Raw genomic sequence first — 16,806 nt, forward strand, 5'->3', positions numbered from 1 at the left:
AATCGATCCCGTGTCGATGCTGGGATCAAAGTTTATCCACACGCATACCTATAGACGCCAGGCATCTGAAATCATGCATCGCGGTGTTTGGACTGGACACATTGCCGAAGCCCAAAAGACTGCGGCCGCACATGTGCACTTTCTGGTATCACAATGAAGGTACTTAATGCTGTGAATTGGCGAGGCTCCCAACACGATGCTCCTGAATGGGCCGCAAGCAGTGGCTGAATCAACTCTTTATCCCCGTGCAGACCAACAAAAGGCAGCATGACAGCAGAAAAACCATTCACTCCCTCGGGATCAACACGCTGCAAAGGAATGGAATCAAAATAAGGCACCAGCCTATGCTTTTTAGCAGAAACGCTTGTGCACCCTTGCCGACAAACCCCTGTTTCACCAATAAAGCGAGCCAAATACTTGTAGTTCTGAAGGGGATAAATCTTGGCAGAAAGCACTTCCTGGGAGTGCCAGAAATGCATGCTAATAATAATGGCCAAGACACACACTGTTGCTCGTCTTACATAAGGACTACCTGAGGCAATCAGACGTTGCCCCACACCCCCCAAAGCGAGGGCGAAGCAAGGGAGAAGCACAATAAAATATCGTTCAACAGCGAGTGGCTTAACCAGATCGATCAAACTGATGAGCCCCAAAAATCCCGCCGCACCAGACAACAACCAACAGGCTTCGCTGGAACCACGAACACTATCCCTTAGCTGAAGCCCTCTGTCTTTATCTCTTGATCGCCGCTGGCTTCCAACCGCTGAAATCAGCATGGCGAGCACGATCACGACCACTGCAGCAGGAAAGGCTGGAAAGGCTCCATTCATCGCGGTGCTGAACACACCGATGACCGGCTGAGACACAATCCAACTGGTTCTTCCACCACCTGCGCCACCGACCAAGACATGAAGCAACGGCCAAGCAAAGAGTGCCGGCAGAAGAGCTAGGCCCCAGCGACGACGACCAAGACATGGCGCCCCTCTCAGGACATCCAGCACCAGGAGCGTGAGGGCGTAGAAAAAGCCGAAGTAATGACTAAGAGAAAGCAGCAGCAGGGAAACGATAAAACAAAGGCGCAGAGCGTTAACTCTTGGCAGGTGAACCGAAGGCCCTTGCTGCTGAGACCGCCAGAGTATGGTCATGACCCCCACTGATACTGTGGCAAAAAGCAGAGTCCAGGAATAAGGTCGAACTTCCTGGGCATAAAGACTGAAGAGGGGGCTTGTTCCGAGGAACAGGATCGCGATGATCTGGCGGGCGAAACCGCCGTTTTGCGTGGTCCATGCAATGGCGATCAGGCTCAGCCAGGCAGGAATCAGGCTCAGAAAGCGGGTCGGGATCTCACCAGATCCAAACATGCCGACCCACAGCCGCAGCAGGGTCAGATGAAGGGGGGGATGGGTATCAGGAAGAATCCATTCCTTGAACAAGACATGCCATGAGGAAGCATTGGCAGCCCCAATGGAGAACAATTCATCGTGCCAGTAAGAGTACGCTTGAAACACGCCCCTCGAGCAGAGGAGTATCAGTAAAAGCAGAACGACCAGCAAGATCCGGCGTTGTTGCTTGATCTCCGTTGGATAGCGGCTCTCCTTCACCGCGGCTTGATCGGCGCCAGCCGGGGATCGAGGATCTTGGCGCTCATTCCCTCGAACTTCACCGCGATCGAGATCTTCTCACCGCTGCCGAACAGGTGGGTGATGATCCCGTCGCCGAAGCTGGCATGGTGCAGGGTGTCACCTACCGCCCAGAGCCGCGCCGGGGCGCGGTGGCGCACGGCATTGACCGGCTCAACAGAACCACCGCCGTCAGCAGCGCCGCCCCCGGCCCGTTGTGCGCTGCGCGGGTTGTCGTCCCGGTCGACACGGGTGAGCCGGTCGAGCCGCTGCTCACGGCGCAGCGCCGCACCGCCGCTGCGGGGCACATCGCCCTGCACCAGCTCCGGCGGCAGCTCCGAGAGAAACACCGACGGCACCGCCGGCTCGCGCATGCCACCCCACAGCCGCCGCTCGCTGGCGTGGGACAGGAACAGCCGCTCCTTGGCACGGGTGATGCCCACATAACAGAGGCGCCGCTCCTCCTCCAGGGCAGCGGGATCCTCCAGGGAGCGGTAGCTGGGGAACAGCCCCTGCTCCAGCCCCACCAGGCACACCACCGGAAACTCCAGCCCCTTGCTGGCGTGCAGGGTCATCAGAGTGACGCGATCGGACTCGGTGTCCTTGCTGTCGGCGTCGCTGGCCAGGGCGGCGGAGGCCAGGAAACCCTCCAGCGAACCCTCCTCGTTCTCCTCCTGGTATTGCAGGGCCGCGTTCACCAGTTCCTGCAGGTTGCGCCGCCGCTCCTCCGCCTCATCGGTGCCCTCGCTGATCAGTTCGGCCACATAGCCGCTCTGCTCCATCACCCGCTGCACCAGCTCCGAGGGGGGCGCGTCCTGCACGCGGCGGCTCAGGTCGCCGATCAGCTCGGCGAACTGCAGCAGCCCCTTCGCCGAGCGGCCCGCCAGCGAGCGCACCGCCTCGGGGTCGTTCACCACCTCCCACAGCGGCAGACCGAGCTGGCTGGCGGCATCGCTGAGCCGCTGCACGGTGGTCTTGCCGATGCCGCGGCGCGGCACATTCATCACCCGCAGCAGGCTGACGCTGTCCGCCGGGTTGACCAGCAGCCGCAGGTAGGCGAGCACATCCTTGATCTCGCGCCGGTCGTAGAAGCGCAGACCCCCCACCACGATGTAGGGGAGGCCCCAGCGCACCAGGGATTCCTCCATCGCCCGGCTCTGGGCGTTGGTGCGATACAGCACGGCCATGTCGCCCCAGCGCAGCTCCGGGTGGGCCGCCTCGAGCATGCGCAGGCGGTGCACCACCGCCTCGGCCTCGGCGATCTCGTCGTCGCAGCGGGTGACCACGATCGGCTCCCCCTCGCCGCGGGTGGGGCGCAGCACCTTGTCGATGCGCTCGCTGTTGTGGGCGATCAGGGCGTTGGCCGCCTCCAGGATCGTGGCGGTGGAGCGGTAGTTCTCCTCCAGCTTCACCATCGTGCGGGTGGCCTCGTCGCTGGCCTTGTCGCCGAAGTCGTCCTGGAAGCCCATCAGGATCGTGAAATCGGCGGCGCGGAAGCTGTAGATGCTCTGATCCGCATCCCCCACCACGAACACCGAGCGCTGGCCCCAGTCGTCGAACTGCTCGGGGTCGCGGCCGCCCGTGACCAGCAGCTTGATCAGGTCGTACTGGGTGCGGTTGGTGTCCTGGTATTCATCCACCAGCACGTGGCGGAAACGGCCGTGCCAGTAGTGCCGCACCTGCTCGTTGGTCTGCAGCAGCTGCACCGGCAGCAGCAGCAGGTCGTCGAAGTCGAGGGCGTTGTTGGCCGCCAGGGCGCGGCGGTAGCGGCGGTACACATCCGCCACCATCTTTCCCCGCTGCCCCTGCTGCTCCTGCTCCAGCTGCTCGGGCAGCCAGCCCTGGTTCTTGGCGTTGCTGATCGCCCAGCGCACCTTCTTGGGCTCGAAGCGCTTGGGATCAAGCCCCAGCTCCTGGGTGACGATCTCCTTCACCAGGGTCTGGGCGTCGCCCTCGTCGTAGATGGAGAACTGGCGGGTCCAGGTGAGCCCTTCGGGATCCCGGTACTTGTCGATGTCGAAGCGCAGCAGCCGCGCGAACAGGGCGTGGAAGGTGCCGATCCACAGCTCCTTGGTGATCTCCCGGTAGATGCGGGTGCGCAGCTGACGCTGCTGCACCGGCGAGAGGGTGCTCAGCGGCTGGCCGAACTGGCTGGTGGCGAGCCGCTGGGCCAGCAGCAGCTCCAGCCGCTCCTTCATCTCCCGCGCCGCCTTGTTGGTGAAGGTGACGGCCAGGAGCTGGTGCGGATCGACGCCGTGATGGCCGATCAGGTGGGCAATGCGGTGCGTGAGCGCGCGCGTCTTGCCGCTGCCGGCACCGGCCACCACCAGCAGCGGGCCGTTGTGGTGGTCCACCGCCCGGCGCTGGGCGTCGTTGAGGCCGGCTAGGAAGCTCACGGGTTGAGCCTAGGGGGCCATGCCATCACCGAAAGCCATCGTCCGACGATCCAGCTGCGACGCGAAGGGATGATGGAGCAACAGTGCCAAGGCAACCAGGCTGAGGGGAATCAGAGGAGCGGAATAACGAATCAAAAAATGGGTTGAAAGTCCGTAGAACAAAAAGTAGCCAGCGGGCAACAGTGAGATCAGGATCCAGTCAGGCTTCCGCAGCCAGAGCCCAAGCAAAGGCATGAACACCAGGGAGAGCATTGCCACCCCATTCAGGATCGTGGTGCTCCAGCTGTAAGCGTGAGCGAAGGACCAGATACCCTTCCAAAGGAAAGCTGGGGTAACAAGCAGATGACGAAGGCTGTTGGCCTGAATGTTGCGAACAGCGATCTTCTTGAGAGCATTTTCCTGATCAGACAGTTGGTCGACAGGAAGGTTTGCTTTGAGCTTTGCGGGCACCACGCGCTTCCCAACCTGATAGAAACTCACGACCTCATCCAAGCGGCCAGCGGTGATTGCACGCTGGTCACAGGGGAGATTGCGTGTGAATCGCTGTAGTGAGCCATCGCATTCCAGCTGACTCGGGGCAAAGCCGAGAAAGGGTTCAAACAGGTCCTCGCGCAGACGCTCTGGCGAGAATGCATAGAAGGCGCCTCGAAGCTCATCGGCAGTCATCTTATTGTAACTGGCACGGATGAGCAGCACATCGGCACCTCCGCGTGCAAGGGCGAAATCATTGAAGAGAAGAAAGTTGCGAGTCATCCATGGCACAGTGAACAGACAGATTCCCAGTAACAGAGCAGTGGCGCATACGAAGGGCCTCTGATGCCTCCGCTGCGCTTCTCGCATGATCAGCACGAGGATCACCGGGACGGCAATCATGCAGACGTACTGGCCGGAAGCCTTGGTGAGCAACACCAGCGAAATCCCACCGCCAGCGAGCAATGCAAGGGGGGCGCCAGGTCGACGTCGGGCCAACACCAACAGCACTGCACTCAGGACGAAGAAGGCAGCTGCCGGTAACTCCGTCTTGAAGTTCTCAAGCTCGGATGAAACCAAAAAGGACCAGCTACCCAGCAGCACACCCATAGCAACGATGTGGGCCAGCCAGGGCGGTCGAAACAACAACCAGCAGAGCCACCAGAGCCCCGCGAACAGCATGAGTGCGTACAGGAGATTCACCTTCAACGCCTGCTCCAGGAGACCAGGGTCTGCAAGGAAACGGGAGAATGGCTGAGGCAGACCAGGGCCTTTGGAGAGTGACAGCACGGATGCGAGGATCAGGTTTGGAAGGGGTTCACGCCTGTACCCTGGGATCGCTGGATTCTCCTCAAAGCCATAGGTGCCGCCAACCACCAAGTTGTAGGCAGCATGCAGGTTCTGTCGCGCATCGCCTCCCACCGGCTCCAGCCGAATCTCTTGGCCGGCCTCCAGAAGCAACCAGCAGATCAGGACCCCCACCACAGCCGCCAGAACCGATGCCCAACGCAGACCCGTAACCTTGGTGAGCCAGGGCAATCGCATGTTCAGCGAAAACTCTGCCCCATCGTCGCATCCCTTCAACGTTGGATGGAGATCCTTGAGCCAAGCGGAAACGAGCCGAATCCTTAATGCACGCCAGGAAGATCGGTCGCCAGAGCGGGATCGGAATGATGGCATCACCATGGAGTCACCCTCGGTATCGGTGATCATTCCCTGTTTCAACGAAGCAGGTGCGATTCGCCGCACGGTGGAGGAAATCCTGGCTGCCATTGACACCAGCGGACTCAAGGCCGTGGAGGTGATGGTGGTCGACGACGGCTCCAACGACGGCAGCGCTGAGATTCTTAGTGAGCTGGAGAATCTGTATGGCAGCCGGCGAATGCGAGTGATTGGCCATAGTCGAAACCGTGGCTACGGGGCTGCTCTGAAAACCGGCATCCGCCGGTCCCATTCCGAACTGATCTGCATCACCGATGCCGATGGCACTTACCCGAATGAGCTGATTCCTGAATTGGTCGATGAAGCCGCGGACCACGACATGCTCGTGGGTGCACGCATTGCCGAAGATGTCGAGTATTCGAAGCTGCGCACGATTCCTAAACTCTTCCTGGTTCCTTGGGTTTCCTTTCTTTCTGGCCAGGATGTGCCAGATATAAATTCTGGCTTTCGCTTTTTCCGCAGGGATGTTGCTTTGCGCTTCCTGGAATTATTGCCGAACGGATTCAGCTTTACAACCACCATAACGATCTGCATGCTGCGAAACAACTTCGATGTTGCCTACATTCCGATCAGCTATCGGCGTCGAATCGGCAATAGCCATATTCAGCCAATCAAGGACACCATTAATTTCGTTCATCTGATTAGCCGCACTGGCATGTACTTTGCTCCACTTCGGCTTCTCTTGCCGCTCGTGGTGGCGCTGAGCATCTGCTTCATTCTCAGCCTGTTCTATGATGCCTTTGTGTTGCGTAATCTCACAGATAAGACGATCCTCATTGGCTTTGCAGCTCTCAACATCCTGATGTTTGCCATGTTGGCCGACATGATCGACAAACGCAACATCTAAGTCGTTTCCATACCAGATTCAGCTCACAGGGTTGGCCAATCAAGTTGGCGGAGCCAGAACCTGGCAGCGAACGGGCTGGGGACAGGGAATCCTCCTGACCCGGTTGGGCTTCCGGTTGACAGCCAACTCACGCTCCCTCCTTTGTGGACCTGCCCAAACCTTCCTATTCCTTTTGGCCCGACCTCTCTGCGCACTGGCTCAGAAGGGTGGCCAACTGGTCGTGGTGATGGCCCGTCGTGAACCTGGTCAGGCATCGATGGCGGCCTCGATTGCCGAGCCTTTCGGCAAAGGCGGGGTCAGCAGCCAGGCGGCTGATCGCTTTCCCCATCGCCTTCCAGTCCCCCTCGGGCACCAGGATCCCTGTCTCGCCGTCAATCACCACGTCCGGGATCCCCGCATGCCATGTGGCCACGACGGGCAAACCGCTCAGCTGGGCCTCCATCACCGCTACGGGTGAGCCTTCCTGGTCGCCATCGGGGGCGGTGAGCGAGTGTTGGAGGAAGCCTCTGCTGTGGCGCATCAACTCCGCCACCTCGGCAGGCGTCCGCAGGCCGGCAAAACTCACCCGTTCGGCGATGCCCAGCTGGATGGCCCGCTGGTGTGCCTGAGCGAGCAGGGGCCCCTCCCCGACCATCACCAGCTGGAGCTCTGGCAAGTCCCTGGCAGCCAGGGCGAAGGCGGCCAGGGTGAGCAGCGGACCTTTCTTGGCCACGAACCGACCGACACTGAGGAACAGGGGGGGGGCCGCGGCAGGATCGGCTCCGTGGAACACGGCTGGATTCGCCCCGGACGGACTCACCAGCACGGGCAGGGGGCTTGTTCGTCTGTGGGCCAGACCCAACACCGTCTTGCGCATGATCTCCGACTTCACCACAGCTGCGCTCGAGAGCTCCAGCAACCGCTCGTAGCGCTCCTTCAGGTGGAACAGGTAGCGGTGGGCGGATGCATCGGCCCCCCGGAAATGCACGATCAGGGGAAGGCCGGTGGCCGGAACCAGTTCCATGATCTGCACCGCATGGAAGCCGAACTCCGCCAGCACCACAACGGGTTGCTCTGTTCGGCAGATCCTGCTCACCAGCCGGGAGGGCAGCCAGGTGCCGAACCGCCTCACCGCTTGCGCCAGACATCTGGGAAGAGCCGGTGCCAGCCGATGGAGCGCCTTGCTGACCACAATCGAAAGGCCGTAGGCCGTCCGCAGCGGCGGGCCTGACCAGGGAATCTCGTCAGCGCAGACCACGACCGTGTCGAAGGGCAGCCCGGTGGCATTGGCCCTGATGAAGGTTTCCGAGGGTGCCCTGAGGCTTGGCACCAGGAGCAGCAACCGCTTAGCCATCGGGCTCAGGCGCTGCGACGGGCAGGTTCAGAGCCCACCGCCACAGGGGCTCGATTTCCGTCCACTCCTGCGATGCCAGCCGCTGACGGCCTGCTGACCCGAGCCGTGCACAACGCCGCTCATCGGACAGCAGGGCTTCGATCGCTTCGGCCAGGCACCCGGGGTTCTCGGCCGGCACCACGAGACCGGTGCGGTCGTGCTCCACCAGCTCAAGCGGCCCCGGGGAGGAATCCGTCACGATCACCGGCAGACCGGTGGCCATCGCCTCCAGCAAGGCATTGGGCATCCCTTCGAACCGGGAGGGCAACACGAAGATCCTGGCCTGGTGGAGATAGGGAAGAACGGTGCTCTGGAAGCCCTCGAAGCGAACCTTGGCTGCGATCCCCAGGGACCGGGCCTGCTCCTCCAGGGCCCCACGCTCCGGACCATCCCCCACGACCACCAAGCGCCACTCCCCCGAGGCTGGTGACACTCGGGCCATGGCTTCCAGCAACAGATCGAGTCCTTTCTGGGGCACCAGCCGAGCCACGGCGAGACAAACCTTCGACGGTTGGAGGTCCGGCCGTCCTGCACCGGCCAGGGATATCCCGGGCGGCAGGGGGTTGGGCAACAGGCGAGCCTGGGTGAGGCCCAGATCGGTTTCCAGGGTCGCCAGCACCCCGAGCGTGTTGGCGGTGAGCGCATCGGCGCGTCGGTAAAGCAGACGCCGCAGCCGCTGCCACGGGAAGCCAAGGGTCTGCCGGCGGGGATCGTTGCGTTCCGACACGGCCAGGTGGAGGGGCAGATCCCAGCAGGCCTGGCAGGCGAGCATGTTGGTCTTGGTGAGCAGGGCCAGCAGCCGGGGTGGTCGCTCCGCCAGCACCCGTTCCCGCAGCAAGGAGGCCTGGGGCCCACCCACCCCGCGCACCAGCCAACGCAACAGGCCGGCGCCCTGGGGAGGGCGCAACCGCCGAAGCCAGGGCCAGAGGGTGATGAGCAGGAACCAGGACGCCAGGCGCGGCAGCCACAGCTTGAGGAATCGGCGACCGCGGGCGAACAGGGAGCGGTTCCACCAATCGCCGCGGCGGGCCGCCGCGACGGCGGCGCCAAGGTCGAGCAGCCGTACCCCCGCCGGCACCGCGTGCACCGGGGTCGGATCCGGCAGCAGGGAGACAACCGTGATCTGGTAGCCCTGCCCGGCGAAATGGGCAGCGGCCAGCATGGCGACCTTCTGGGCACCCCCAGGACCCAGATGAGGCAGCACGATCCAGAGGTCGTCAGCCATTGAGGGCCTCGATGAAGCGTTGTGCGAGCTGTGCGTCGCTGAACTGTTCACGCACGTGCTGAGCTGCCTGGCCCAGGCGGCGCCGCAAGCGGGCATCCCGGTGCAGGGTGGTGATGGCGTTCGCCAACTCCAGATCCGAGGCTGCTTCGGGCAACAGCAGTCCGTTCTCCCCATCCCGGATCAGGTCGGCTGGGCCGGTCGGACAGTCGCAGGCCACGCAGGCGCAGCCCGAGGCCATGGCCTCCAGAAGAACATTGGGGAAGCCTTCGAAACGGGAGGGCAGGATGAACATCTCGCAAGCCGAATACCAGTCGCCAATGTTTCCCACCACCCCTGGAAAGTGGACGCGCCCCATGGCTGCCGAGGAGGGGGGCAGCGAGGACTGTAGGTCGGCCACCTGATCCCTACCGCGGTAGGGCTTGATGGTGAGTCCAGCTATCACAAGGTGGAGCCCTGGGCAGTCGTCAGCGATCAACGCAAACGCCCTCACCAAGCGATCGAAGCCTTTCTGAAACGCTTTGGTTCCAACTGCAAGAAGAAGGGCGGGTGGAGGCCCAGCAGTGCCTGAATCGTCATGTCGGAGACAAGGACCAAGAACAGTAACTGGATCCACATGAGGCGCAAATGAAGGCAACGGCCAGCTCACCGAATTCGGCAGCAACAGCTGTGGCGTGGCGCCCAGATGCCGCCTGAGCCAATCACCGGTCTGATGGGTCTGCACGAGATGAAGGTCAGCCCTGCGGTAGGTGAGCCATCGCAGCAGGCGCCATGGCAGAGACGGGGGCTTGGCGGGTGGATAGTTGCGCTCAGAGATCCAGCACTTCAGCGGCAGACCCCATACCGCCAGGATCAGTTTGATCGCTGGAAGGGTAGTCATCCCAATCGCGATCTCGATTCGGTTGCGGCGTAGCCAATGCCGTAACGTCAGCACCCTCCATGGGAATCCCAGCCAGCCCAAGGCAGCCACCCAGGCTGGATCAGGGGCTTCAACCTCACGTAAAACACCCTCAGGGAGTGGGTAGAAGTCGTGGCGGGCCTGCCGCCGCGTGAGGACAACAGGAAGATAGCCAGCCTCGCGACACCATTGCGCCATCCGCAGCGTCACGCGTTCAGCACCACCAGTCTTGAGAGAGTCGATGTAGAACGCCACACGCACTGTCATTGCGACGGAGCCAGGTAGGAAGCAAACATAACTCTGATCTTGGGGAGGAAACGTGGCTCAAACGTGGTCTTGATGATGAGAGTGATCAAGTGATGGATCTGCTCATCTTCCTTCGCAACCAACCAGCCCGTGCCATCTGTTGTTGCAACTGCCCCAAGCATCTCCCTGGCGAACCCACGGTGATCTTCCTGAGCACTGCTGGCATCAAAGCAAGGCCTGTGGCAATGGTCGTGGACTCGGCGCAATCGATGACAGGCGAGCCGCCACCGCTCAGCATCCTGTTGGTGCCAAGCCTGAAGGGCTTCAATGGCCAGGCATCGCATCAGATTACGGGTAGATCTGTAGGCGCTATCGGGATCAATGGCCGTGAGGTCAACGCTGTCGATGATGGCAGAGACTCGAATCCCCACAGACTCGAAGGAATCAATACTCCCCAGAGATAGATACAACCTAGAAAGTGCTGTGAAAACCGAAACCAGCAGCTTTGCTCGGTTTTCCCGGTTGGCGCGCTGGCAGACAAACACGCCTGGATCGCTCAACAGCTGCTGGACCAGCCGCTCCAGATCAGCAGCCGTATGCTCCATCAGTGGGAAATCATCAGTTGCAATCGCCTGGTAAGCAATGATGATCAAGGAATACCAGCGATAGTGCTCAGGAAGCTTGCTGCTGGCAGCGATCAACTGAAACAGAGCCAGTCGCTGCTTCAGATCACCAGGCCGCATTGACCGGCGAAAGAGAAGGCGATGAAGATAATGCGTATGGCCTGAGTTAAGCCATAGATCCTCAATCTTGCACACGGCAAAGGAATAATCATTCCGAGCCATTGCCTGAGGGATAATCGCGGCAAGCACCGCAGGATTGCGGGGCCACCGCTCCAGAAACCGCATCAAGAGCTGATAGGCAGCAAGCCGCCTGCCGAAGCAACGTAAGCCGGCAGCTATCGCTACAGTCACCCAAGCCAGAACCCACTCAGGAAGGTAAGTGCGGATTCGCCGCCTACTGGGCTGGATCATTGATGGCTTAAGTGCCTCACGGGATTGGGTCGGCTGTCAGTGAACTGTCTACTGACGGCTCAGAGGTAAGGGTGACGTCCGCGGGAGCACTGAACAGGCACAGCGACGTGGCCGCCAGGAAACCGATCAAACACTGGGTGACTTGATTGGTGCGATAGATGGTAGTGGCGAGGGTGTTGAGCAGGAGCAACACGTTGAGGGAAACAGCTACTTGAAAAAACGCAAGGTGTGAGGGCGTTGTGTCACATCGGGACGCAATGCTCTGGAACTGTCGCCTTAGACCCATGGAGACGAGAATCACCACAATCAGAAATGCCATTATGCCAAGCACACCAAGCTGGCCACCGACCTGAGCGATCGTGTTGTGAGCATGGCCGAATCCACCTCCTTCCCTCAGGTGGCTGCACATATCGTTTGCCTGTGGGCCGTAGCCCACACCATAAAGAAACCGATTCGCCCCAGTAAACATCAACGACAGCCAACATGCCCCCGCTCTCAGCCTACCCATATCCGAAGACTGATTGATGTTCGCATCAGGGGCCAAGAAAAACCACCACGACCCAATGACCATGACAGCCATGGCAGCGGTGGCAAACACAACGGAAAGAAACTTTGTGGAGCCCCTCCTCCAGCGTGCAGCTACCCAACCAACCAAAAGAGCCACTGGCGGAGCTATCTGGGCAAGGCGGGAATCCGTGCTCACGCAGAGAGCATAACCAACAACTGCTGCCGTGGTGCCGATCAGACGCTCGAGTAACGATCGAGAGAGCAATGAGTAACTGGCCGAACTGAGCGTAAGAAGCATAAGGATCGTGGCAAAACGATTGATGCCTCCATGGCCATCCATGGTCGCCTCGTACACATCTCTAACGTATGATGTGCTCCAAAAGCTTGCGGCAGAATGATGCTGCAAAAAGTAGGCCATCAGCAGCAAGGGGGTGAGCGCCAACCATCCGAATGAAAACCTCCATTCGCGCAAGCTTTGGCCGGCACCGATCATGAAGCCGATGGCAATCAACAGGAAGGTCGTAGGCCCATCAATATCCTCACGGAGAACAATCAAGCGAGTGTTCACGAGCAGAAGAGCCAACAGAATGGCTTCCAGCGGAGGCTGCAAGGAGTGTGTCCTAAACTTGGCAACCATCTGATTGGTCAAGCGGATAGCCATCCAGATCACCAGCAAACCCAGCGCGGGCTTGCGTCCTTCAGTGAAGGAATGAAGTGTGATCACAATGGGAAGAATGCCGTCATAGGCCTGAATGGCCCAAAGACGCGATAGGAGCAGATTGGGCAGGCAAACAAGCAAATTCCAAACTTGATTGCGTTCGATCATTCCACCGAGGCAATGTTACGAAGACAACGAAGCATGGCTTGGGTACGGCGATGATAGGTATGCTGAGCGGCACATTCGATACGCGCCTCAAGCGGGCATCCCAGGCCCTTGAGAGTGTTATTCAGAGCGGCGAGGAATGAATCCACTGTTGGCTCGCAAAGAGCAGCAAACGGGCGATAACTCTCCAAAGCATCAATGGCCGAAGCCACAACCGGCAGCCCGGCGGCCAGATACTCAAAGAACTTCATGGGAAACATGGAGCGGGTGTATCTGTTGAATCGAAGAGGCAGAAGGCCCACATCAAGACCCTTCATATAGGCAGGTAAATCATGATAGGACTTGACGCCAAGCCAATAAACATTAGAACAATCCAGCAAGCCGGAAAGCTGGGTACTGGGGTCACCCTCACCAACGGGACCGATCATCACATAGGACCAGCTTGGCGACGCCTCTACAAGCTTGGCAAGCAAGTCAAGGTCAAGCTTGTACGCACTTATGGCCCCCACAAAGCCGATTCTTGGTTGGGGGATGATGGCAATATCGCGAGGAATCTCAAGATCAGGCTCAAGTGCCTGCGCGAAGTGATTGTAGTCAGCAACGTTTGAGAAGTAGTACGTATTAGGATTATACTTACGACGACTCTCCTGAAGGGCAGGAGAGGTTACAAAGACAAGATCAGCAGCCCGACAAAGACGCTCCTCCCACGCGGAGAGATCCAGATCATCCATGTCCGGTTGAGCCTGGATGTCATCTACGCAATGGTAAACCAGAGTTGCATACGGACCGGGCATCCCATAAGCAAGGGTCTTTGGATTGTAAGTCCATAACAATTCCGCTCGCATCCCCAGCCAGCGCCGAGCCAGAGCTAGACCGCCAAGCAAGATCAATCGGTTGATCCGAGTGGCAAGTTGACCACGAACCCCAGGCAAAACCAATGGTGACCAAACCCAGAGGTTGGACTTCTGCTGCCGTGGCGGCATCAAGCCCTTGACTAAACGACGTAAAATTCTGCCAAAATCTTGAGCCTGACGACGCGGTGCACGTAAACCCAGTGACTCGACATAAAGAACTCGATGACCAAGATCAGCCAACTCGGAAGCGACGTGTTGCTTATTGGTCCAAAGTAGTTGATCCCAATCTGCAGTGGCCAGAAGGGTGATGTCAGCCATTGTCCAGCGAAACAAGCTCCCTGAAGGTTTCCGACCTGGCCTGAAGCTGTTGATAATCTCCGTAGGCCCTAATCATCCCATCCGCAAATTCATAGATTCGATCGCAGTTCTTAACAGTGCTTAAGCGATGTGCAATCACAATTGTGGTGCATCTACGACCGATCAGCTCAAGCGAGTCTAAAACGCTGCTCTCAGTTTTATTGTCCAAAGAGCTTGTCGCCTCATCCAGAACGAGTACCTTGGCCTTCTTGTAAAAAGCCCTTGCAAGGGCGAGGCGCTGACGCTGTCCACCGGAGAGTCGCAAACCATTTTCCCCGATCATTGTATAGAGTCCATATGGCAACTCAGAGACAAACTCATTTAACTGAGCAGCTTCCAAAGCCTCCCAAATGGCATAATCATTGATCTCTTCCTCATCCACTCCAAAAGCAACATTTTCACGGATGCTCGTATCGAGCAGAACAATCGATTGAGGGACCATCGCGCAGCAAGCCTGCCAAGCTGGCGTTTCTTCATAAGCCAATTCAATCCCATCCAGCTCGATGCATCCCCTTTGCGGCTTATAGAGGGCAAGCAGGAGGTGGGCGGTGGTGGATTTACCTCCACCAGTTTTGCCGACCAAAGCAACCCTTGACCCAATGGGGATCGTGATGTTGACTCCTTTGATCACCCAATCTTCCGAACTGGCATAACGGAACCAAACATCATTCAGTCTGATTGTGTGCTTAGGCATCACCCCAGCAGGAGAGGGGGTACCCGGGCTTAGAAGAGTGGCCCGTGACGCCTTCAGATCCAGCAGCTGTAAGGCATCCGAGATATCTGGAAGGCTGCCTCGAAACCGGTTGACAGATCGAAAAATCGACTGGATTGGTGCTGAGATTCTCAAGGCTGCAAACATGACAGCTGCCAATGCAGGCAAGGCTTGCTGCAGCTTTCTATCTGGATCCAACAAGATGGGAATAAGGCCAATCGCGAAGAGCATCGTGATTCCGGCCGGCTCAATGATATAGCGAGGAATATCAGGCAGAAGCTTTGAAATTCTGTCGTAACGTTTTCCTGTGATTCCAATGGACCAGAACTTGTCGATGAATCGCTGCTCGGCCGCATAGAGCTGAACATCACGGATTGAACGAATAGATTCGACCAGCAACGAGTTGATTCTCAACGCAAACCGGAGCTTCTGCTTGGAGGCAAGCCTTAAGGGTGCAATCAGCAGTGCCGACACCGAGGCGTAGGCAGCAACGAGAGTGACAAAGAGAATGATCGCAACAGGGCCCAGGACAACTGCGACACCAATCGTAAGCACACCAACAGATAATGCGCTGGAAATCACTGACAGCATAGGCAGAATGATGTCATCAGATATTTTGCTGAGGATACGGTTGAGACGTGCAAGAAGGTGGGCAGACTTTTGAGCCTGGAAGTACTCGTAATCTTGCATCAGAATATTTGCATAGATCCGATTGCCGTAATCCGACCAAATCTGCGCGCTAAGGAAACTCTGGAGTGCAGCAGTGAGAAACTTTAAGCCTGTTGACAACCAAATCAATCCAATTAGGATGCTCACCATCCAAAGTGATTGAGAGGCTCTACCGCCGCCAAAGAACCAGATCTGTGGAATTCTGTCGGGCAGCTTGACCCCGCTCAAGGCACCCACAAGGCGAGCCAGAAGCCCAACGAAAACCAGATCCAGCAGGCCAACCAATAAAGAGATCACCAGCAAAGCGATCAGACCCTGCAGACGCTTTTTTGGCAAAAATGACAATAATCGGCCCAGTTGGGCCAGCGTCTGGCTTTGCAGCCCGGCAGGGAGGCTCAACTTCACTGAAATCGAAGACTCTGCTCAATGGCCCGATAACCTTATCGGTCACATCCGACAGGGTGCCTGCGTCCAAGCCAGTCACAGAACCGATCGTCCACGCCAGCGGCTTGTGAGGCTGCGCAGCTTGGAGAGGATCCTCATGGCTTCCAGGCTCGCGGGCGAAGGATTCCGCAGCGGCGGAGTGAGGGATGACAGCCGGTCCCAATGCTGGTCGATGGACTTGAGGGCCTCTGCCCAGCGGTACCTCAGTTCCTGCTCCGAGAACATGGACAACAGCCTGTTGCATTGGGCGGGGTCTGCCTGCCAATGGCCCGGATCAGCAGCCGCAGCAATGATTCGCTCTAGGTCGGCCTGGAGTGTGCCAAAGCCGATCTGGTGGCCAACCGCCCCCGGGTCAAGGAAGTCAGCCAGGGCATGGTTGACACTGCTGAACACCACACAGCCACTGGCAAGTGCCTCCAGTGGTGGAAGTCCGAAGCCCTCGCTGAGCCCTTCGCTGCGCCAGTAATCGGCCGAGTCGTAGAGATACACCTTGGCGGAGCGGAACAAGCCCACCAGGTCGTCGACCCAGCCGCTCTGCACCTCAACCCGGAGGCCTTGGGCCCGCAAGGCCGGCACCAGTTGCTGCAGCACGTAGGCGCTGCTCTTGCGAGCCTGCACCAGCACATCAATAGGGCGCCGGGCCACCAGGGCCGGATCGGCGACTCTGTCGTCGTCCCCCCAGCTTGCATCAATGGCATTTGGCACCAGAAACAGCGGGTTGCGTGGCGCCCGATTTCCCCAGTACCCGAGCGTGTTGCGGCTCACCGCCAACACCGGCACGCCAGCGGGCAAATCAAAGCCATACCCAGTGCTATGGGCGTGATACGCCACCGCCCGACCCCGTAGCAGACGCAGCTGCCTGGGCACGTCAAACCCCCAGCTCACGATCCAAAGCGCCGAACCGGGTGCTCGCTCCTGGCGAAGCAGATCGGCCAGATAAGGCCTGCCGGGTTCCTTTCGCCGATAGGTGACCACCTCCGTGGGCACGATTGAAGCGGTGAGGCGGGCCGTTTGCAGTTCAACCTGAAGACCGCCACAGCGGAAGCGACCGCTGGTGCCGGGCACAAGGAAGCGAAGGGGGCGCAAAGGCGATCTGGCAGCCGCCGCTGACTCT

12 protein-coding genes are annotated in these 16,806 nt (G+C 59.1%); 1 reads left to right on the forward strand and 11 read right to left on the reverse strand.

What is annotated here, in order from left to right:
- Window positions 1-71: 71 nt before the first annotated feature.
- Genes CJZ80_RS15185 through CJZ80_RS12405 form a run of 3 tightly spaced genes read right to left on the reverse strand, consistent with a single transcriptional unit; the run spans window position 72 to window position 5,524 of the window.
- The gene (locus tag CJZ80_RS15185; RefSeq protein ID WP_144037028.1) at window positions 72-1,601 is read right to left on the reverse strand and encodes a hypothetical protein; all 1,530 of its coding nucleotides are present in this window, start codon (window positions 1,599-1,601) and stop codon (window positions 72-74) included.
- Window positions 1,598-4,015 (reverse strand): UvrD-helicase domain-containing protein, encoded by a 2,418-nt coding sequence (locus CJZ80_RS12400; protein ID WP_094513708.1) that lies wholly within the window; start codon window positions 4,013-4,015, stop codon window positions 1,598-1,600. The genes CJZ80_RS15185 and CJZ80_RS12400 overlap by 4 nt, the downstream gene beginning before the upstream one ends.
- 9 nt (window positions 4,016-4,024) lie before the next feature.
- The gene (locus CJZ80_RS12405) at window positions 4,025-5,524 is read right to left on the reverse strand and encodes a hypothetical protein (protein ID WP_144037029.1); all 1,500 of its coding nucleotides are present in this window, start codon (window positions 5,522-5,524) and stop codon (window positions 4,025-4,027) included.
- A 61-nt stretch (window positions 5,525-5,585) separates the two neighbouring features.
- On the opposite strand from CJZ80_RS12405, the gene CJZ80_RS12410 reads away from it, so the two are divergent.
- Window positions 5,586-6,554: a glycosyltransferase family 2 protein gene (locus CJZ80_RS12410; RefSeq protein WP_198948311.1), complete on the forward strand. Its 969-nt coding sequence runs from the start codon at window positions 5,586-5,588 to the stop codon at window positions 6,552-6,554.
- A gap of 163 nt (window positions 6,555-6,717) precedes the next feature.
- Here CJZ80_RS12410 and CJZ80_RS12415 read toward each other — a convergent pair whose 3' ends face one another.
- From CJZ80_RS12415 to CJZ80_RS12450, 8 genes are all read right to left on the reverse strand, one after another.
- Window positions 6,718-7,887: a glycosyltransferase gene (locus CJZ80_RS12415; protein WP_094513715.1), complete on the reverse strand. Its 1,170-nt coding sequence runs from the start codon at window positions 7,885-7,887 to the stop codon at window positions 6,718-6,720.
- Complete coding sequence (locus CJZ80_RS12420; protein WP_094513719.1) at window positions 7,880-9,151, reverse strand: glycosyltransferase; 1,272 nt, start codon at window positions 9,149-9,151, stop codon at window positions 7,880-7,882. Before CJZ80_RS12420 ends, CJZ80_RS12415 begins: the two co-directional genes overlap by 8 nt.
- Entirely contained in the window at window positions 9,144-10,301 is a 1,158-nt protein-coding gene (locus CJZ80_RS12425) for a glycosyltransferase (protein ID WP_315855864.1), read from the reverse strand. Before CJZ80_RS12425 ends, CJZ80_RS12420 begins: the two co-directional genes overlap by 8 nt.
- An 8-nt stretch (window positions 10,302-10,309) precedes the next feature.
- A complete protein-coding gene (locus tag CJZ80_RS12430; RefSeq protein ID WP_144037030.1) occupies window positions 10,310-11,200 on the reverse strand; it encodes a hypothetical protein in 891 nt (296 codons plus the stop codon).
- Between the two features lie 142 nt (window positions 11,201-11,342).
- Window positions 11,343-12,659, reverse strand: coding sequence for an O-antigen ligase (locus CJZ80_RS12435; protein WP_094513730.1), 1,317 nt, complete (start codon window positions 12,657-12,659; stop codon window positions 11,343-11,345).
- Entirely contained in the window at window positions 12,656-13,828 is a 1,173-nt protein-coding gene (locus CJZ80_RS12440; protein WP_094513733.1) for a glycosyltransferase, read from the reverse strand. Before CJZ80_RS12440 ends, CJZ80_RS12435 begins: the two co-directional genes overlap by 4 nt.
- Window positions 13,821-15,647 (reverse strand): ABC transporter ATP-binding protein, encoded by a 1,827-nt coding sequence (locus tag CJZ80_RS12445; protein WP_233133076.1) that lies wholly within the window; start codon window positions 15,645-15,647, stop codon window positions 13,821-13,823. The genes CJZ80_RS12440 and CJZ80_RS12445 overlap by 8 nt, the downstream gene beginning before the upstream one ends.
- A gap of 81 nt (window positions 15,648-15,728) precedes the next feature.
- A complete protein-coding gene (locus tag CJZ80_RS12450) occupies window positions 15,729-16,778 on the reverse strand; it encodes a glycosyltransferase (protein ID WP_094513735.1) in 1,050 nt (349 codons plus the stop codon).
- Window positions 16,779-16,806 lie beyond the last annotated feature (28 nt).

Origin of the sequence: Synechococcus sp. MW101C3, from assembly GCF_002252635.1 — a bacterium.
Classification (GTDB): Bacteria; Cyanobacteriota; Cyanobacteriia; order PCC-6307; family Cyanobiaceae; genus MW101C3.